7 protein-coding genes are annotated in these 21,329 nt (G+C 61.4%); all 7 read right to left on the bottom strand.

From position 1 onward, the window contains the following. Positions 1 to 136: 136 nt before the first annotated feature. Positions 137 to 7,093: a PQQ-binding-like beta-propeller repeat protein gene (locus JNM85_01500; protein MBL8086728.1), complete on the bottom strand. Its 6,957-nt coding sequence runs from the start codon at positions 7,091 to 7,093 to the stop codon at positions 137 to 139. Positions 7,094 to 7,108: 15 nt separating this feature from the next. Next, a complete protein-coding gene (locus JNM85_01505) occupies positions 7,109 to 11,704 on the bottom strand; it encodes a hypothetical protein (protein MBL8086729.1) in 4,596 nt (1,531 codons plus the stop codon). Then, entirely contained in the window at positions 11,701 to 14,847 is a 3,147-nt protein-coding gene (locus JNM85_01510; GenBank protein ID MBL8086730.1) for a hypothetical protein, read from the bottom strand. Before JNM85_01510 ends, JNM85_01505 begins: the two co-directional genes overlap by 4 nt. A gap of 13 nt (positions 14,848 to 14,860) precedes the next feature. Further along, the gene (locus JNM85_01515) at positions 14,861 to 17,173 is read right to left on the bottom strand and encodes a prepilin-type N-terminal cleavage/methylation domain-containing protein (protein MBL8086731.1); all 2,313 of its coding nucleotides are present in this window, start codon (positions 17,171 to 17,173) and stop codon (positions 14,861 to 14,863) included. Further along, the gene (locus JNM85_01520) at positions 17,170 to 19,056 is read right to left on the bottom strand and encodes a hypothetical protein (protein MBL8086732.1); all 1,887 of its coding nucleotides are present in this window, start codon (positions 19,054 to 19,056) and stop codon (positions 17,170 to 17,172) included. The genes JNM85_01515 and JNM85_01520 overlap by 4 nt, the downstream gene beginning before the upstream one ends. A gap of 83 nt (positions 19,057 to 19,139) precedes the next feature. Then, positions 19,140 to 19,967: a prepilin-type N-terminal cleavage/methylation domain-containing protein gene (locus tag JNM85_01525; GenBank protein MBL8086733.1), complete on the bottom strand. Its 828-nt coding sequence runs from the start codon at positions 19,965 to 19,967 to the stop codon at positions 19,140 to 19,142. Positions 19,968 to 20,031: 64 nt separating this feature from the next. Then, the gene (locus tag JNM85_01530; protein MBL8086734.1) at positions 20,032 to 21,060 is read right to left on the bottom strand and encodes a prepilin peptidase; all 1,029 of its coding nucleotides are present in this window, start codon (positions 21,058 to 21,060) and stop codon (positions 20,032 to 20,034) included. Between the last annotated feature and the right edge of the window lie 269 nt (positions 21,061 to 21,329).

Genomic DNA, 21,329 nt, shown 5'->3' on the forward strand with positions numbered 1-21,329 from the left:
CTTGGAAAAGACGCCAGAGGGGACCTGAATCGTTCGAACCGTGACTCTCGGCTTCTTTGACGCCTTGCCCAGGTTCAAAAGATACAGGGCCGAGAGGAAATCTCTCGGCCCTGAAGCGTGTGCCTCACCTGAGCAACTAGTTGCCTGGCTGCGAGTTGATCACCGGCGCCCACGTCTGCATGAACACGTCCGGGGAGCCGTCGCGAGTGCTGGACCACAGCATCCACCATAGCCCAGGTCGCCCCAGGCCCGGTGCGCTGAACGCTCCCGAGAACGGATCGAGCATCAGCGTCATCGACGATTCGGTTCCTGGCTCGCTGACCGGGATCGGGGTTTCGTCCATTTCGCCGACGTATCCGACACGCTGGGTGGTCTGGACTCGCTGCTGATTCCCGTTCGAATCGATGATCGTGTATCGAACGGTCAGCACTCGGCTTTCATTCTCAGACGTGACGTAGATGTTTCCGCGGACGGGATCGACCTGATAGAACGAGCCCGAGGCCATACCGCTTACCGAGAAGCGCACCAGCAAGCCCGAGGAGTTCAGCGCTGGCAGGCTCGGAAGCCGGAAACCGTGTCGAAGCGTACGGAGGTACGGACGAACACCGGTGTTGGCTCCGCCCTGAGTCGCCGTTCGCGAGTACGACAAGATGTACCGATCGACTCGCATCTGGTTCGCTGCAGGGTCGAACAACGATCCGCCACCAAACGTGAACGACTCGGACGCTGCGTAGGGCAGCTCAGTCTGATACCGATCGTCGAACACCATGTTGACGCCCGAGTAGTTCTGAGCCTCCGATTCGCTGATCCGCGCAAAGCGCGGGGTGGACCGTAGGATGAGCGTAGACTTGGTGGGCACCAACGCGCCAGCGAGCTTGACCGAGCCGTTGCTTAGGTCGATCTGCGCCTGTCCGCCAAAGATCGTATCCACGATCAGGAGCCGACTCGACGCGTCGTACTGCCGCGTGTTGTTGTCCAAGATCGACTCGTAGCCGCCGTTGACTCGCCGCAGCACATCGATGAACTCGCTGTTCAGCGGGTTGGCAATCACGCCTTCCACGGTGCCGTTCGTGTCCGTCGCATCGCTGCGCAGCTCCACGCCTCGACTCCAGTACGCGCCGGTGATTCGATCGTAGATCAGATCGTCGGTCCGGGTCGCCCAGACCTGCAAGAACGAGCCTGCGAATCTCTGCGGTACGCCCGCGTTGTTGCAGTTCATCGTTGCGAGATAGACTTCCGAGTTCGACTTGCCGCGGAGCTTGCCCGTAAACGAGAGCTGGATCTGAGGTCCAGGCACCGCCCCCAAGGCGTTGCGCAAGATCGCGCTCACCGAGCCAACGGTCTCGAACGACGAGTTGATCGCAAGCGAGCCCAGCACGCTGTTGCCCAATCGCACCCATCCGCCGTTCGTGTAGACCGCCCAGTTCAACTGTTGCAAGCCACCCGACGTGGTCGTAAAGAACACGGTGGCGGTACTGCCTGTTTGGACAATCGAGGGTCGGCCGATCCTTGCGCCTTCCAGCGCAGTCGAGCCGCCCACCGCGAGCGGTGTGACGTTGTTGATCGTAACCTGGCCATTGGCGTTCGTAGTCACCGTTGCGATGAACAACTGCGAAAGCCGAACGGTCTCGCCGTTGGCCGTCGTGGCCGAGGCTTCACCCACGAACGTCAGGTAGACAGAGTTGTTCAGACCGCGACCCGGGAAGTTCTGCAGCGGGTTGTACGCACCCATTGCTGGGAATGCGGGCATGCCGAAGCGAACCGTGGACGGGTTGATCGTCGTATTGGGACCAACTCCGAAGAGGGCCTCGTACGATCCGCCCGGGAATGGAGTCTGGTTCTGGATGAACCATCGCTGGTTCGAAGCCGAGCCCCACTGGTCGAGGTCGTTGGTCGGGTTCGGAGCAATCGCGCCCGAGGGAGCGTCGCCGCGAAGCGAAGCCGCATACAGCGACCAGGTTGCTTGCGCCGCCGAATCGCTCTGCGTTCTCAGCCGCTGAGTCCAACCAGGGCCGCCGCCCGTGCTCTGTCGGTTCGAGCTGAAGACCACGACCAAGTTTCCGAAAGAGTCTCGGTATCCGGCAGGCTCTTGGTTCGCCCACATGAATCGGTGGTCATTGGCAATGGTGAGCGCATCGACCATCGAACCACTCTTGCGGGTGTTTCGATTGGTAATGCGTGCCTCAACGACTTCGAACGACAGCCGGATTCCCGGATCGATGTACGACTCGTAGATCGCGTTGCTTCCGGCTCCGGACAGCACGCCAATCGTCGGGATGCCACCCGCCGTGAAGATCGTGTCTTCGAAGGCGTAGATGTCCTGGCGGTACTTGCCCACCGGCGTACCGATCGGGACCGAAACCGTCAGCTTCGGATCGTCAATCGGCGGGAAGCCAGAGTCGGCGACGCCCAAGTTGACGTTGCCACGACGAGGCGGAGCCAATCGCAGGCGGGTGGGAACACCATCCCCGACTCGCGACTTTTGCACAATCCGCTTGCGGTTGTAGGCAACGGGTGTGAGCGACTCGTCCAAGTCCGAATGCAGGTGACGGACCGTGTCCATCCACGCATTGAAGTTCAGGCTTGGGCTACCGAGCACGCGTGCTCGCGAGTCGTTCTGGATGTCCTTTCCGACCCGTACGTTGAGCAAGTTCACGTTCCCTTCATTCCAAACGGTGAAGGTGCGCGTGTACGAGCCCGCGGAGCCAAACGTCGCATCGTTCATCAAGAACGGATTCGAGCGCGGATCTTGACCAGGAAGGTAGATGCCACCTTGCGGTATCGGGCCGAGGTCCACCGTCGGCGATGTCGTGCTCAGCCGCTCATCGACGGCCACGTACGCAGCACCGCGATACTCACGGTAGGCAAACGCCGAGTCCTTCGTGAATTGCGAGATACTCGTTCCGCCTGGATCGATGTAGACCCGGTTCCGGCTCTCGTACCACTGGGCGGTCGGCGGCTGGTACTTCGGCACATCCAACTGGAGTTGGAACTCGGTCGGACGCAACACGCGCGTCAGACCCGCGTTGTACGTCGCGACGTCCGTCTCGTAGGTCTCGCGCTCGACATCGCCGAAGATCGCGCCCTCGAGTTCGACGGGCTGGAAGACCGGGTTCTGTGCCAGGCCGTTCGGCTTGGCAGCGACTGTCAGCGCGTCGCGGCGGATGTTCGGGTAGTCAAGGCTCGTGTTCGAGTCCTCGGCATTGGGAGCATCCTCATAGCCGGCGAAGTAAGAAGGATCAAGCGTCTTGATGCGGAAGTCCGTTGCGACCGGATTATCGTTCGCATCGGTGAGCTTCCACACCATGTCTCCGCCTCGGAATCGGACGTTAGTCAGACCCTTGCCGAAGCCGTTCAGCAGCGACATCGCGCTGCGGTCCAGCACGAACATCACGCTCTCGGCGGTCGTACCGTGTTTGACGAAATTGATCGGGTAATTCAGGACGTTGAATACCGAGTCGCCGAACCCTTGGCGGATAATCCGCAAGTTATTCGAGACGAACGAACCGTTCTGAAGCACCTCAGGCGAAGCGGGATTGAGCGTAACACCGATGGAGTCGCTCGTGCCACCCGCAGCCCCGCCGCTCAGCCTGGAAATCGCCAACGGATTCGCGAGCGTGTAAGTGAGCGAAGGAGCATAGTTCGCGTTGAGCAACGTGGCATTCGCCGATCCACGATTGGGGCGTGTGGCCACCGCTGAGACGCGCATCGTCATGCTGCCCGGAGCCAGTCCGCTCGTACCCGTCCCGCGCAACGGGATCGCGATCAGCGAGACCGTGCCCAGATCGGGAGTCGTGCCCGTGACTGCGTAGGTCGGACCGAACTGCCGGCGCGTTGCCGAGTTTGTGGCCGTGACTTCGGCCTGGACCTGATAGGTCGTGGTGCCGGTCGGGTTTTCCGGAAGGTTGTAGACCATCACGTACAAGGTCTCGCCGTACTCAAATGCCGTACGGGTGACTTTCGACTTGATCGCCCCCGAAGTATTGGCCAGCGCCTGAATCTCAGCGTAAGCAACCGGCGTACCGTTCGCGAACTTCTGCCACAGTTTCTGATAGTCGTCAGGCAGCAGCAGCGTCGATCGGCTGTTCAGCGTGATGCCGTTCAGGATATCGATGGTGGGGTCGTTCGGTGGAATCTCTTCGGCCACCGGCGAGTCGCCGGGCGTCAGAGCGAGGTCGCCGTCCGCGAAGTCGGGATCGTCGCCAAACGCGTACATCGTTCCGAGCGCATCAGCCACGTACATGAAGCCGTACTCCTCATCGAACGCAGCCGAAGGCGGCGTCCAACCAAGCGGCTTGCCACCGAAGGCAGGCGATGTCGCGCGTGTCCCTTCCAGCTTGTAACCACCCGCGTCGCGCAGGCCGGTTGCCGCCGGTCCGGATGAAAGCCGGTTCGTGTCGCCTGTTCGTGCGAAGTAACCCTTGATCTGGCCGGTGAGCATCGGCACCATCACCACGGGTCGGCCCTGCGGTGAAGGCGGTGCGCCCGTCGGATAGTCCTGCGCGCCCGAGTTCTGAAGCGTATTCATGTACGTAAACCCGAGCGAGCCCGAGGGGCTGGCGTTGAGTTCGCTCGTACTCCAAAGCACTCCACCCGTGTTGGCATCAAATGCGTACAGCGACCTGTTCGGGTTGGCGATATAGAGGGTATCGGGCATACCGCCCGGGCCATCCACAATCGCATCGGGGACCACAACCGGCGAACTCGACTCGAAGCCTCCGAAGAGGTTGATCGTGCCGGTACCGTCCGTGCTCCAGACGAGATTGCCGTCACCGTCCGCCTCTGGATCGTTTTGATCCAGTGCGTAGAGCTTCGAGTCGCCCGCACCGAAGAAGATCTTGCCAAATGCCACCGCGGGAGACATCGTGATCGAGCCAACTCCGAGCGGAGCCGCTGCGGCGGGGTACTGCCAAGTGATCGTCGTCGTGCGAGTGGCGGTCGAACCTGCCGCGTCGAGCGCATAAAGTCGTCCAAGTCGCGTCGGGACGAAGACTGTCGCCGTCGCTGGGCCGCCGCCGCTCGAGGTGGTCGAGACCGTCACCGAACCCGTGATGGGGCCGACGTTCAGCGCCGATGGGGCGGCTGGGTAGTCATCCGGCCAACTCCAACGTCGCGTGGTGGTGCCATCGCCGCGACCCTGGGTGTCCAGACAGTAAACCTTGCCATTCTTCGAGCCGATGTACAGCAGGAATTCGGTGTCGGTCGCCAGCGGGCCAGTTTGCACTTCGGCGACTGCCGCCGAGGTCACGTCGAAGCCAGTCGGCATCTGGGCGATGCCATCGGGTCCGTCGATTCCCACGACCTTGTTCGGGTCGCTGCTAGCGGGCTTCTCGCTCGGCCAGACCCAATAGACTTCAGTTTTGCCCGTGTAGTTAGGGCCGGACTTGAGCCCGTCCGCATCCAAACAGTAGATGCGTCCGTTCTCCATCGCGACGATCGCAACGTCTCGGGTCGCCAGACCACTCGAGGTCTGAACCGGGATGCGCGTGAAGAGCGGAGTCGAGCGGATGCTCAGGTCCGCCGTGCGGACAAAGCGAATGCCATCGGCCAACACCGTGCGTCCGACGTCGGCTGCATTGGTGGTCTGGTTCGTCACGGCGACCGACAAGGTCGCGGCCTCGTCGCTCTCGAACACGGAGACACCGCTGATGCTCAGCCGAGCCCACCGTGCGCTCGTCGTCTGGTCGACCGTCGCGGATCCGATCAGGAAACCGCCGCGGTAGATTTCGACCTGGGCTGCACGGGCCAGGGCCGAGTTTGCACCTGGCACCCACATATCAATCGAGTACTCGCCCGCGGGCAAACTGGGGCGATAGAACGCGCGCGCCGTCGGAGAAGCGGCAATCGCCGGAACCGAGGCGTAGTCGATCCCAAGGAATCCGGCCACCGCATTATCTGGGCCGAAACCAGCACCGAGTTGTACGCCGTGAGACCGGTTGTCCATCGACACCGATTGGGTCGCTCGGCTCAGGCCGCCGATGTCCGCACCAAGAATCCAATCTCGCTTCTCAGCAACATAGCGATCGGATTCTGACGTGGTATCGGCTAGCTGCCGGGTCGCGGGCCAGGACCAGACGATGTTGCGTCGCGTGACGCCGCCCGGGTTCGGCTCAGTCGCATCAACCTTGAGACCGCTGTGGTTGTAACTCGAAACGATGCCGAGCGCGTAGTTCTCAACCGAGGATCCGACTTGCAGGCTCGTTGGATCGTTGCGGGTACCCAGGGTGCGAAGCGGGAACTGTCCGCCCGCCGTGATGCGCCCCAAAACCGGAGCGGCCACCGTCTCGCCGACGGTATCCAACGCTCGGACCGAACGGGCCGAGTCCGCGTAAACCACGATCGCGGGGCGAGTATCCGTAAGTTCGCCAGTCCCGGTCCGCGGAACCGTGTTCAGCAGCCGAATCGTGATCTGCGCACCCGTGGCGCGGAAGGTGCGATCGGTCGCCAAGCCGCCGTTACCCAGGCGAGTTTCGCCGCCGCCCGCGTCCGTATCAACAACATCGACCACCGGGTTGCCCGGATTGGCTTCGTTCTCAACGCCGACGATCTCATACACAAAGTACCGCTGCGGGTAGTAAAGCCCCGGTCCGAGCGGCGCACCCGCGTCCAAGACTTCGGTCGGTCCGACCGGGATGTTCACGAAGAGCTGATAGTCTTTTCCAATGGCCGAGGAGAATCGCCATTCAAACGTATTGGCGGTGCCCGTCGCCGGAACATTGGGGTTTTCCGAGTTTTGCGCGGGAGTGGTGTACGAGTAGTTGTATTCGGCGCGACCCACAATCGGGTTCTTCAAAGTTGCGTTGAAAGCACGCACTTCGCCGGTCGGCGCAAGCCAATCCGCGGGGTTGAAAGCAACGCCCGAAGAGGTCTCCCAGTTGTCGAGGTCTGCTTGAATCGCGCGTACGGGGTCCCACCACCGTAGCCGCAGCCGTCCAGGAGTATCGTTCTGCACGTCACCCACCTGGAGACCGGTCCGCGCACTATCGCCCCTAAACGTGGGGTACGTCGATTCTGCGCCGACCCACAAGGCGGCGAGACCGACGAGCGCGAGTGCGAAACCACTCTTAACTGCAAGATTCCACTTGGCTTTCATAGCAATACTTCACGATCAGGGCCGGTCAGCAAAGACCGGCGTCTGCAAAGATCGAAGGCCGTTGATCGGCGGCAGTTCGAAACGAATGGACTGAGTCGAGAACCCAAGGTTCAGTGCGGTCAGGTTGTAGTCCGAGTACTGGATCATCAGCACTTCACCGGCAAAGTCCGTGAGCGAGGTCGATCCCAGTGTTTGGCCGTTGTAACCGTTCACGACGATGACTTCCCCACTGCTGAGGTGGCGTGCGTACATCGCGGTCAAGCTCTTCGGGTTGGTGAATGCAAGGACGTTGGACGGCGAACGTCGCATGGCGGTGTACGCCCGCTTCGGCAGCATCCAGACGGCGGTCCACTTGCCCGCCAACTTCTGGAGCTCAACGACACCCGAGCCGTCGGCGACCATGACTTGCAGGTTCCCCGCACCGTCATAGCGCAATGTCACCGAGTTCAGCCCCGCAAACTTCTTCGTCTGGGACCCGGCAACAGCGGCGGCATCGAAGATACCGGTAGTCGGATTCCAGAGCGTGTTCGCAGGGATATCGGGCGATGCGTAGTTCGTGATGAGCTCAGACGAGCCCACCGCGGGGTCGTAGAGGACGATTCCACCGTTGCCCGTCTGGACGTCGACCGACGTTTCCGTCGTGTTCAGGCCGACCGAGCGGCTGCCCGGCTCGACGTTGCCAAACCCAAATGCATAAACTGGCTTGCGTCCGCCCGCGCCGTCGTCGTAGTAAACACGTCCGATGCTGTTGTATGCGTAGTTGCGGCCAGACAGTTCAGAGCGCGTGTGCCACAGCAGCATGCCCAAACCGGGAGTGACACCGGTTGCAGGGTCGGTGTAAGTCACGACGCTGCCGACCCGCTTCGTGGCCGCATTGTACGAGTAGCGGTCCACCAGCTCAATCACTCGGGCATTGCCCGAATCGGCGATCAGCCAGTGACGCCAATATTCAGTCGTCTGAGCATTCGTGAATGGGTTGTTCGCCGCATTAACGATGCTGGTGTACGTCACCACGTCTCGCGGAAGCCGCAGGCTTGGGTTCGGGTTTCGGCCCACACCATCGGGTCGGAAATTCGGGTCGAGTCGCATCGCGCTCAAGGTGCGAAGCTCTTGGCCCAACGAGTCAAGCCGTACAATCCGATCGTTGCCCGTGTCCACCACCAGGTAGCCACTGGCACCGAATGAGTAGACCCGGCTTGCCTTCGAGACTTGCGCCCGCGTGTTGGCGTAGTTCACCGGAATCTCAGCACCGCTCGCAATCGATTGGTCGGAAGCCCACATTGGGTTGCCCGCAGCGTCGACGCGAAGGATGCGGCCCTCATCGGCAATCAAGAAGTCGCCGCGCGTGAATCCGAGGGTGCGGCCGCTCCCCCAAGCCGTGAGCGCACCGTCACCGAGCGCAATGCCGTCAATCGTCGCAGTCCCAAGAACCGCTTGATTGAAGCGGATCTGCAGATCGGTCTGATTGCGGACGCCCGCAAACGAGGGCCACACGATGTACGGCGACGGTCGGATGTCCGACGGGTTCGATCCGTACAGTTGGTTCAGGTATCGCTGCCACGGTCGAGGCTTGTAGCCCGCGGTGGTCATCCAAGCGTACGCCGTGCTGGGCGAAATGAGGTCGGAGGGCGCGATGCGCGTGTTGATTCCGAAGATCAGGCCCTGGCTGGCCCCGAAGGGATTGCCCGTGTTGATGATCGCGGGGATCAGGCTCGGCCCGCCGGCATACAACGTGTCGCCAGCGATCATCGCGTTGCCCGAAGCCTGCAAGCCCGTAAACACCGTGTACCACTTGAGCGGATTCCATCGGCCCGCGGCATTGCCGGGGATGAAGTACCCGTCGGACTGCGCCATCTCGGGTTCGACGATGATCTCGCTCTGGCCCGCTTGTCGGATGACAATCGGAAGGTTGATCGCCAGACAATCGCGGATCCGGCCCCGGGTGGTCTGCATAAAGCTGTTGATGCGCAACCGGCCCGGTCGGCCCGGCTGCGAAGCGTCTTGCTCGTAGATGTATGCACCCGCCGCAAGGAAGTTAGTCTGCGGACTCGCAGTCTCCGTACGACCCGGATCGGGCTGACTGATCACAAAGTTCAGCGCGAGGTTGTTCAGGATCAGCTCACTCGTCTGCGGGTTCGCATCAAGCGCGATCAACGCGGTACACGGAGCAGGCTGACCAAAGACCTTCTTGGTGGTGGCCACCGCGAAGTAGGCGGTATCGCCACGAACCACTGGGCCACCGATGAATCGGCTGTTCTCAAGCTTCGTGTTCAGGAACGAAGGCAGGATGTTCAGCAGATTGTCATAGTCCACCAACGACGGGCCGTAGTTCTTCGAACTGCCGTTGACCGTCAAGGCGACGTCATCGTAAAGCTCCCAGCGGTAGAGCATGCGGAAGTCGCCGCGGCCCTCTTCGCGCATGACGAAGACGGACCCACCCGTGTAACCGGAAGAGTTCGCGGGCGGCGAAGTCACCGCGATCACGTTGCCCACCGAAGTCAGCGCGATGTTGCCAATGACGTCACGGCGTGGGATGCTCTGATCTGGGAACTGCAGGTTGCCGCGAACGAACTGATCCGAGTTTGCCGCGCCCAGGCTGCCGGTTGTCGGAGCCGCCCAGTCGAGCGTGTAGTCCACGCGGACTGAGCAGTTGGGCGTTGGGCCGCTGATCGAGAGTCCGGCACCCGCGAGGTTGACGGGCACTTGAATCGAGCCGTTCTGCGAACCGTTCACGACCGGAGCCCCAGTGAGAGCGATCGCCAAAAGGCTATCGGCAACGGGTCGGCCATCGTTGTAGATGAGCGAAATCTTGACGCCGAAGCTGGTGCCTGGGGCATCGTAGATGGGCAACTGCTGCAGCGAAGCGCGGGTCGTGATCTCAAGCGTGCCCGCATTCTCAATAACGGCCACCGGGCTCTCGCCGCGCGCACCGGCCCAGACGCTCGTCAAACCAGCCGGAGTTCGAGTCGGCTCGTCCTTCTGTGTGGGGATGTACACCACGCGATCGACGCCACCCGAGTTATCCATAATCGGAATGTAACCCACGGTGGGGCTATTGCTCGGACGACCCATGCGCGGAGAGTTCTCCAGCGAGAACGGGCGTCCGCCGGTTGCCGCCGGGAGGATCGCTCCGGTGCGGGCGTCAAACGCCCACATGCGACCTCGGCCCGAGCCATCCGTGTCTCCGACGTAGCCAAGCCCTTCGTGGATCGTCGGTGCGCTGACCTTCGATCCGCCCTGGATCGCGCCCGGAGCCGCGACGCTATAAACCAATGCGGGAGCCGCAAGCGAAGCGGGGTTGACCGCGTAGGCCTGGACCGTCCCCGTCGAGCTCATAACGAAAATGAGTTGCCCACGGCCAGGCACATCGGCCAGAACCGGAGAGGTCGCGAAATCGCCATTGGCTACCCAAAGCACGTCCGAAGTCGAACCGAATGCGTTTTGGATTCCATCGTCGGGATCACCGTCGCCATTTAGGTCCTTGTCGGGGTCGTTGTCAAGGGCAATCAGGCTACCGCCGCTGACCATGAACACCATGCCGTGCGCATGGACCGCCGTCGTCCCGGGGGTCGGGACCGTTGGATGCTGGAACCGTTGGATGAGCGGCGCAGTCACGTCTACCGCGGTGGAAAGCATCTTTCGGGAACCGCCCGCAGGTGCAGGGTAGGTCGTGTTGAGCGAAAGAATATTGACCACCAGTTTGGCTGCAACAGCGTAGTAGGCATCGCGTACGGATGCGCCGGAGGTGAAACCGGTGTTTGCCGTCACCGTGGTGCCCGCGCGTGCTCGGTTCAGCACCGAGGCGATCCCCGCGGTTGAGATGATCATCGTCCCCTCGCCCAGTTGCGCGGTCGAGATCACGTTCGAGTCTGCGGCCACGTCCACGGCCGCGCGTGGATTCAACGAGTCGGGTTGGATCCAGCTTTGACTCTGTGCCAATGCGCCAAGCGTCGTAATCGGCCCCGTAGCCAGCGTCGATGCACCGCGCAGTGCGGTCAGCTCGTCGATGGTCAAGGTGTTGGGGGTACTCAGAATCGGGTGACTGACGTCCAAGAACAGCGGGCCCGAAGCGCTCTTGATGGCAAATGGAATCGGGGCTGGGTTGGCAGTATCCGCGCTCGCACCCGCGGTCACGTCGATCCACAAGAGACCACCTTGGTCCACATAGCGGCGCAGCTTCTCGCGGTCTTTGGGCGATAAGCCGAGGCGCGAATTCACGCTCATCAGCAAGATGTCGTACTGCGAGAGCACGTTGTCGCTGGCATCGTTCAGGCTAACTTCCCAGTAGCCTGCGTGCATCTTGGTCATCCGCTGACCCAAACCGATTGTGTTGCCGCTCCAGCGGTTGTTGATCGCTCGGCTCACGATCCCGGTCGAACGCGGATTGTCAAACGACCAGTTCGCGGGCTTGATCGCCCGATCACGGTCGAGGGCAAACCACACGTGCGGAGTCGGCGAGGGCAGTTCGATGCCTGATACCGGGTTTTGAACGACCAAAACCCCCGCGCGAATTTGCACGGAGGTGGTGGCGAACGATTGCTGAGCCAGCGCAGCAGCGGTGGACAGGATCGAAACCCCGAGGACGAAAAGACTCTTCAGATGGATTGTCATGGCGTGACCTCACCAAAGTAGGCGAGTTGGCTACTGACCGGCAGCCGCGGAGCGGCGGGGAGCACCCACCGACCGTCAGGTGTTGTGCGAATCGGATCGTTCGGATCGCTCGAAGCACTGGCCGTTCCCAGCGCGGAGTCGTAGGTCAGGATCAGGTTCGGCACGTTGGGTACGGAGCCGTCGGTGACGGTGATGTCGAACCCAGCCGGAACGTGCTGGCGCGGGATCAGCTTGCCCGTCGCGGCCACGGTTCGCGGCATCCAACCCCAGAGTCGCTGCCAAGCGGCCTGAACGGAAATGGGCACCGGCATGTTCTCGCTGATGCTGCCGTTGATCTTGACGCGGACGTTCATCGGCTCATTGAAGAACGGCTTCTCCGGCATCGCGCCGAAGTCATCAAACCGTTCTTGCTGGGCGGCGGCCAAGCCGATAGCCGTCACACGATTCTCAAAGCGAGCGCGTGTGTCGTTCGGGTCGATGTTGAACGGCAGACCAGGAATGACGAAGAACGAACCCTCTTCGGCATAGCAGATCGCGTCGATCTGGATGTCGTAGGGAGTCACGGCGACGCGAGCGACTTCGTAGTTCGAGGACTTCAGACCCGCGATACCGTCGAGCGAGAGCTCAAACTCCGTCTCGTCTTGCAGCGCGAGCGAGGTGAACACACCGGAGACCACTCGACCACCCGTATCGACCGAAGTCTGGTCGGCAAGCGGAAGCGAAATCGTCTCAAACGTCGGGTACGTATTGCGACCGGGGGTTCCTAGACCGTAGAGCGGCACGTTCACGGGAGTGGTTCCTGCGGGCGTGTAGTACGGTCGGACGAGTTCGTTGAACGTCTGCGGCGTTCGGGTCGCTTCGTCTAAGTAGCTAGGAAACTGATAGGCGAGCGGGTTGACCGCGCCACCTGCGAACGGGTGCGGCAAGACGTTCAGGTTCAAGAACGCAGGGCCCCCGTCGTCAGCAGCGTGCGAGATCAGCAGCTTGCTGGCGATCGGGGCGTTCGAGTTCGCCTCGGCATAGCGCGACGCGTACGATCTCCAGGTGGACGGATTGTTTGCCTGCGAGCCCGTGAACGCATCGGTCTCCGGGTTCAGTAGGAACTGCGTCTGCAACCGGAGTCGGCTCGTGATGCCGTCGGGGGTCACCTCAACCGCGTTCTGCGTCAGTACTCCGGGGGTGGCGTTTTTAGAGGTCAGTGTCTGGTCCGGACCAGGGCCGAAGAACTGTGTCGTGTTCACACAGACGTAGTCCTTGGCCAGAAGCGCGCACATCGACTTCGACGGGTTGCCGATGACCGAGCCATTCGACGGCGAAGTCACGCCCTTGGTGATGCTCCCATCAATGTAGATGGAGCCCATCGACACGACGGTGACCTGCCTATCGGTGGGGATGACGCCGCGGACGCGGACGTCGCCCTCGAAATAGAGCACGCCATTGAACGGGAATCCTTCTGCCAGCACTCGATTCTGCAGTGCGCCGGTGAGCTGAGCGTCGTTGACCTCCATCAGATCAGGGCTGACGACGCTATTGATCACATAGGTCCCAGCACCGAGTCCGACGAGCCGGAACCGAGCGGTGTAGCTACCAGTATCCGAGCCGTCCGGTCGTCGCCAGGTCGGCTGACCCGAGCGGCTGTCGCGGGTGATTTCAAAGCCGTTTGCGTTCAGTCGAAGGTATGCAGCCAGCGGAACATAGTAAGGTCCGACCCATCCGCCTGTCTTGCTCGTGGCCGCCTTGTTCGGGTTCAGCCAGTCCTGCATGACGCTGCGGGCGCTGCCGGAACGAATCCGCTCGTCCTCGTCCTGCGCGTCGCCCCGCTCGTTCGCCGAGGCCACCACGTAGATCCCTTCGCCGTAGCCGAGCCGGCCCGTGTTTCGTCCGAAGACGATTCGGCCGCTGTCGCGCGACAGGGTAATGTAGCGCTGGATGTTCGTCGCCGGATCGACCTGAAGGATTGATGGCGGCTCCTTGCGCGGGATGCTGCGTGCGTACCCGTTCGGGTCTGTGTCGCGCGATCCGTCGCGGATGACACCGCGCAGGGTCTCAAAGGTGCCGGTACGGCTGTCGAGCTCGTTGCCGCTGCGGATCGGATCAAAGCCTCCGCCCGAAACGACCGCACCGTTCTTGATGACGGTGAAGTCGAGTTCAGAGGCGTTGTTCTGCGGCCGAATCGTCCCGGCAACTGCCCACATATCGCCCAAGTCGGAGTTTACAAAGACTTGCGATCGACCGTGGATTGTCACATCCGCATTGCTGTAGAGCGAACCAGAGCCAATGGAGTAACCAGCGCTGCTGGTGGCCAGCCCACCAAACTGGCTGACGATCCGCACGGGACGGCCGTCGTAATTGATGCCAAGCCCCTCGTCACCGGGAACCGCCGCGGTGAGCGAACCCAAATCAGCCGCATTGCTGGTCTTAAACTTGTTGGTGATAAACCGCGCGGTCTCCGTGATGCCAATCGTTGCAAACGCGAGTTGCTTGCGTGAAGTCGCATTCAGCGAGGCGTCGAGTCCGCGCGCCTTGCCGAGCGCGGCGAGGAACTCAGCCGCATTTGCAAAGCCCGTGACCTGAATCGCCGGAGTGGACGCAATCGTGGGGTCGCTTGGATTCACGCGGCCCGCGCGACCAATCGACTCGATCACGATGTAGTTGCGCGCCTTTCCGGGCTGTCGCAGAGCGCCCGAAGGGGTATCGAAGAGCGACCAATCAGCCGGAGCGTAGCGAACGCGCACCAGCGAGCGGCCCCTGTCGAAGTCGATGCGGGTGTAGGGTCCAAGGCCGTCCGGGCCACCCTTGTCGATGAGCCCGGGTCGGATCGCGTAGTTCGTTCCATCACGGAGATACAGCGCATCCGGATCGCGCACGAATCCGCCCACGGGCGTCAGTCCGGTACGAACCGGCCGCCAGTCGGCACCCAGAGCGCTCGTCAAGAGCTGCGAATGTGCATAGCGAACGCCAGCCTCGGCGAGGTCTGTGGCGACCGTACGCTGCTTGGATCGCCCCGTCTGGGTGATGTTGCGGCTCACGAGTCCCGCAAACACGAAGCCAAGAATGAGCATGATGCCCAAGACAAGCAACGCGATGATCAGGGTTTGCCCCGACTGTCGGTGAGTTCGAATCGACTGTTTCTCTTGATGCATGTCCAAGCTCTACTTAGCGGGTGAAGTTCCTCACCGTCGCTGAACCCCGCAGACTCACACTCTGCGCATTCGGCAGGTTGCTTTGCGAGTAGTTTCGAATCGTCAAGTTCACGTCCATCAGTTGCCGCGTGTCGTAATCAACCGCGAACACATCCGTGGACTCTGTGAATTGGAAGCGGTAGCTCACCGAGATGTTCCAGGCGCGTCCGGTGGGTGGGCCTGCAGGAATCGGCGATTGCGGATCGGAATTGAACTCCAGGTAGCCTGCCTTGAACCGCGGTTGCAGTACTGCGTAGGCAAAGTTCGTCGGATCATAGGTCGTCGGGTCACTCAAGATGCCCGGGTAGCCAAGCTCGGCATACGCTGCCTGAGTCAGATCGCGTCGGTCCACGTAGTTGATGAAGTATTGGTTCGGGCCGACGTTGACGTTGCCGCTCGTGTCCGCGCCGACGCGGGTGTACCGAATGGGTGCACCGTAGCTCGGTCCAGGGATCTGGTTCGGGCCAATCACGACCTCACTCCCGGGAACGATGCGTGCCCGTGCGAACCCTTGCGTCGGGTGCAGGGGGCTCACGGTGCCATCGGCGCACGGCAAGAACCGTAGGTCCACAAATCGCTTGCAGAAGTCGCTCTTGTCGAGGTTCGGGCAGAGGGCCGTCCAGTTGTTCCACAGCACGTTGAATCGACTGTTGATCTGGGACGTGGGGCTGCTCGGCAGGTTCACCACCTGCGTCCAGTCACCCGGTGCGCTTGGCCCTGCTTGGCTCGGAATCAGTTCCGCACCGCCGGTCGTCACTGGGCGGTTGTCGGTCACACCGGCTACAACGGTCGTGCCGACTTCTTCGATTCCAAAGCTTGCCTTCACCTGACCCGAGCTCGGATCGACAACGAACGGCACAAACCGCGATCGCATCGCTGCGTCACCCAGCCAGCCGCTACGGCCGTTGGCCTGGTTCACAGCGTAAGTGAACGGGAAGTTCACGGCAGCAGTGGCGGGGACGATGTTGCGATCGCGACCCGCGGCCGCGCCATAGGCCGACATGTCGAACGTCTCGGTGCCGGCGGTGAGCTCGGCACCCGTTCCTGGGAAATCGTAGAGGCTATAGCCAACAGCTTGGCCACTGACGATTCGCTCGCGGCCGATCAGATACGGAGTACCCGGCTGCCACGTGCCGAAATTCGTCCAAGGTGCGGCGCCGTTGTACTGACTCGGCCACATGCGGATGACCGAGTTAGCCCACGCCCCGAATTTGGTGCGCATGACATCCGGTCCCATCTTCACGGCATTGTCAAACTCCAGACCGCTGCGAACAACGACACCACCTTCAACCGGTTCGCTTGCCACCCGACCCGGGCGGAACTGAACCAGCGACAAGATGCGAGGCACGTTGCCATCGTAAAGTGCGCGGAACGTCGCCTTGTCGTAAATCGGCTGGATCATGTCGTAACGGCTGAGCTCGGTCACGACGCGGGACCGTGCCCGCCAGCGCTTGATTAGGTCGGCTTTGGCGGTCCGCTCGGCGGCCGAGTATGCGCCACCGCCCGGCTTGGTTTCGGTTGCACCGTACTGCCGGAAGAAGCTTGGATCGTCGAGGTCGAGGACGCCATCCCCGTTCAGGTCCGGGAATAGGCTGGCGTTGATCTCCCATCGATCCAGCGCTCGGTTGTAAGTCTTGTAGTCCACGTCCGCACGGTAGAGCACGTACAGGTTGTCCTGCCCTGCGCCGCGCTGAAGGATCGCATCGTATGGGTTGTTGTAGCGGGCACCGATCTGCTCGTTTCGCACCCCCGTCGCTGGCGTCACGCCGAATGGATCGCGTAGGCCGATGAAGTAGCGGACCATGCGGAACCCTTGGGCCGTCGGCAACGTGACCTGTCCGACCGGCGTGCGCAAGGTCGGGTCCTCTCGCCAGTTGGCAGGGTCGTCTGGGTTCCCGTTCGGGTTGATCAGCAAGTTCGGGTTGAGCAGAGCACCACTCGGCCCGCGCAAGGGCTCACCAGCACTCGGCACCAAGATATCGATCTTGCTGTAGGCCAAGCGGATCAGCTCAGGCTGGGTGTTAAGCCCGGGAACAACGACGTCAATCGAGCCAAGGTCGCCCGAGTTGTCGCGCACTCCCGCAGCGTTCGAGACCTCGCGGGTCACCTGGTCGATCAAAATGCGCGCGCGATCTTGCGCGTCGGCAAAGCCTTGACCAGCCCGGGTGAAGTTGAAGCTCTGTACCACTGGCAGCGTGATGATCGTGAGCAAAATGCCCGTGATGGCCATTACCGTCAGAAGTTCGATGAGCGTAAAAGCGCCGGATACGCGGGGTCGTCTCGTCATTGGTCCACTCCGGTCTTCGTGAGGAAGGTCTCGGTCTCGCTTCGCCTTTGACCGCGCAACCACACTTCCAGTTCCGAGAGATTCTGCGTTGGATCTGCCTTCAAAGTCATGAACTGTGGGTTATAGGTCACGCGGACGCTGACACTCGAGCCGCGTACTCGTCGGACCGCGAACCCGTAGCTGAAGTCGAGCACCGCACCCGAGCCAGCGCTGGGTCGAATATCGATCGTTCCGAGTCGCAGATCTCCCGTCGCGGGAGGTCCGATGATGAATTCCTGATCTCGGATGACTTGCACCGCCGGGTTCACGCCATCGCGGAAGTAGATCTCACCGATGGTCACGCGCTTGCCGACGTCGGACAGCGGGAAGTAGATGCGGAACGCTTGGCCGCTCAGGCCGTCCGCCAATCCAGGGAAGCACTGGTCCCACGTGATGCGCGGGCCCCAAGCCGACAGGTAGGTGGTCGCACCCTTGATCGGCTGCACCGCCCACTCACCCTTGGCCCGGTACAGAACTCGGATCGGGCGTCCCTTGACGTCGTCAGCACGAACCGCTGTCGCCTGGCCTGGGAAGATCACGTCGGCCGAGAGGCCGTTCGCTGCGTTGTTGTCCACGTCGATCATGCGGACAATGCCGTTTGACTTGTCGACGTTGTAGGAGTTCGGCTCGTAGAGCGCGCCGGTCTCCATGTCCATCACGACCACGTCGCGTCCGCCGGAAGTCAGCTGGATCCCATTGTAGGTTTTGCCGTCGGCATCCTGGTTGCCCTGCACCTTGAGCGCATTGAGCGAAAGTTTGATGAGATACGGCGAATTGGCGGGAACGCGGAAGTCGTCGCGGATGATCCGCCAGTCCAGGGCGTTATAGTCCACCCGAGCGGCGAGCGGCAGCCGCCCACGGCCGCGCATCTCCTTGTACTCGAAGCCCGACGGGTTGAAGAGCAATTGCCCCAGTCCGTAGTTCAGCGGAATGTACTCGTAGACCGCGTCATCCAGCAGCGACGGGTTTGCGACTGCATCAGTGAACGTCGCTACGGACTGGAACAGCCGCGCGACTCGCAGCGAGTCCCAGTCGGCGCGGACGTAGCCCGGAATCAGGCTCGCCAGCGACACTTGGGTGTAGAACCGCGAGTTCGGAGCCGTCGCCGAGGCGATGTTATTGACAGTGAAAACGCTTGAGCGCGCCTCTTGATTGCCGCCGTTGTTCACGAAGTAAGTCAGCGAAATTCGGAACGAGCGATTGAAGGACGGGGCTCGGTACGGTCCTTGCGGCAGGTAGATCAGGTTGTTCTCATCGTCGAAAAGACACACGTAGTCGCGGAATCTCTCGCGGAGGATGTTGTCCGTCTCCCGCGTTGCGAGGTTGTTGCCGTACACCTGCAGCGCGTTGGCGGCGACGGTGGGGACGCTGATCGGCGCAAAGTTCAGGATCATCAGCGAGCCATAGAGCGCGCCAGAAGACTGCGGGATGAAGCGGGGAGCCGGGATCACTCGACCCTCGCCGATGATTCCGCGGAAACGATTGGCAGAGGTGAAGTATTGCCAGGGGCCAGTGCCGAAGCCCGACACCAAAGTTCCGTCTTGCTGTAGCGCCGTCGTGCCAGTGGGCACGCCGTCATTGAGCGTGGCATTGACGTCAATGTCCGCGAAGAATCCCGTCGCGGTGTTGCTGTCGTTGTTCGCGACAATCGCTTCAGGAAGTTGCTCGGAGAGTCCCTTCAGGCGCTCCATCTCCGTACGTGCAAGTTGGTTTGCCATGGTCGCATCGCGTGACTGACGCAAGATGCCCAAGCCTCGCGGGAAGATCTGCACGACGGCCAAGATCCCGATGAGGAACACCACGATCACGACGAGCAGCTCGATGAGGCTCGTGCCGCGTCGCATCCGGCTTCTGGATTGAAGTGTGGTACCAGTCATTTCAGTCGATCCAAGTCAAAAAATCTCATGGGAAAGGGACAAGTTAGGCGTCAGGGCATGATGCGCCAAGACCGATCGAAGACTTCGCGAGAGTCGAATGGCTTCGCGCCGCCACCGAGGAAGAGGACCACGTCCAACTTCGCCCGTTCGGGCAACCCGGTTGACCCGTACTCTCGGTAGAAGCTGTTCCAGGTGATGACCGTCCCCTCGGGCGGGTCGCTGTACCCAAGTTGACGCGGATCGTCGTTCGCGCTACCGGTGCCGAGGCCCTGCTGAGTCCAGAACAGTGCATAGCGCAGTTCCGTGCGGGTCCCACCCGAGCCGTTGCGCGTGAGCGCCACGTCGTAACCCGAAACGCGATAGAACTGAAGCGGAGTGGATGCGGCATCAAGCGGGATGCTCGTTACGGTCCGCGTCGGGCCAAAAGCCTGGCGCGAGCCGACGACATCGTCGGTATTGTCCACCTTGTTGTCACCGTTCAGGTCAATCTGAGGTGCAGTTCCGACCGCGCGAGAATCAGCGTTGGGCCACACGGCGGAAGTGATGTCGGTCTGGGCAGCGCGAAGCGGTACGGGGCGGAACGTGTCGATGCTTTCCACGCGCTTGGGATACAGGTAGGTGCGCAGCTGATTGGCGGGGATGACATTCGAAGTGCCTTCGTACAGCGTGACGTAACCCAAGAGCGCAGGCGGGTAGCCACCCTGGTCCACACGATAGACCTGGAGTGCCGAGCGCAGCGAGTTCATGTTCGACAGGTCACTGCTGCGATTGGCGCTCACTTTGGTCCTGGAATAGACCGGCGTGATAATGGCCGCAAGCACCGCGATGATCGCGATGACGGTAAGCAGCTCAAGCAAAGTGAATGCGCGCGTTCTCATAACCCTCGTTCCAATTCTCCGTGACTCTACGACTAGCTTCAATGTTCTTGTGTTCCCGTGAAAATTACAAAGTGCGACCGGGGCCGTAAATGTACGTCTCGATCATCGTGGCAAGCTGCGGCTCGAAGAGCGCGGCCAGCACCGCACCGATGGCCAGATAGGGTCCAAAAGGAATCGTGGTAAGTCCCACGAAATCGTCTTCCTCTTCGACTGACTCCAATGCGTAAGGGTTCTCTCCGAACCAAGATTCGTACAGTTTTGGTCGAAAGAGTCCGACCACGTCGATCGCCAGCAAGTACCCAAGCCCGCATTTGAAGATCGACGCAATCGACTCTGGCTCGTACGGTTCTTCGTCCTCGTCCCCCGCGGGCTCGTCGCTGACGCCCTGCGCCTTCCGCACCAGCAACTGCGCAATTCCCCCCACGGCACCAACGATAACCGCGAGGCCAATGGTCATGCCCGTGGCAGCCGGGAAAAGGACCGCTCCGAACCCACGTGCCATCTTGATGTCGCCGTGACCCATGGCGTCCTTGCCAAAAAGCAGTCGCCCGAGCAAGGTGATGAACCAAATCGTAAGCGTCCCCACCAGCGCCCCCGCGATCGCACTCGGCATGCCCCAGGTCATCGCGCGTGGCGATCCGACGACAAAGAGACTCACGTTGTAAAGGAGCCCGATGATCAGCATGGCCGCATTCACTTGGTCGGGGATGATGTAGTACTTCACGTCGATGAAGAACGCACTTACCAGCGCGGCCGCAAGCGCGCAAAGGAAGAGTGCCCGAATGGGATCAGACCCCGCGATCAGGTTTTGCCACCAGAACAGTGCGAAGAGCACCCCTGTGACGAGTTCGACAATAAAGTACCGCGCGGGGATACCGACTTGGCAGTGGCGGCAGCGGCCTCGCAACACGAGCCACGATAACAGTGGGATGAGATCGGGGAGTGTGAGGCGCGCCTTGCACTTGGGACAAAAGCTGTTCTTGGGTTCCTGAATGGAGAGCCCCAGCGGCAGTCGGTAGATGACTACGTTCAGGAAACTGCCAATGCTCGCGCCGATCATAAGGCCGACGACCCATGTCCACTCAGGAAACATAGTTAGGCATTCCCCTCATACCGCTTAGCGGTGCGTTCCCTCGCCCCCACCGTTCAGGAAGTATGGCGCACCGGTGGGATGCTTTGCCGGAATCAAAAGGAAAGGAGGCGGGACTTCTTTCGAGGTTCCGCCTCCTAGGGAGAGAGGATGTGTTGTGTTCAGGAGTTAGAGGCTTGTTGCTGCGCTCGTTCCATCAAAAGTAACCACCCCCCGACTGGTCCAGTTCCCGCAGCAACTATTTTTTTCTTCCTCGTATTCGTGCGGGCCAG

It is taken from the genome of Chthonomonas sp., from assembly GCA_016788115.1.
GTDB lineage: Bacteria > Armatimonadota > Fimbriimonadia > Fimbriimonadales > Fimbriimonadaceae > UBA2391.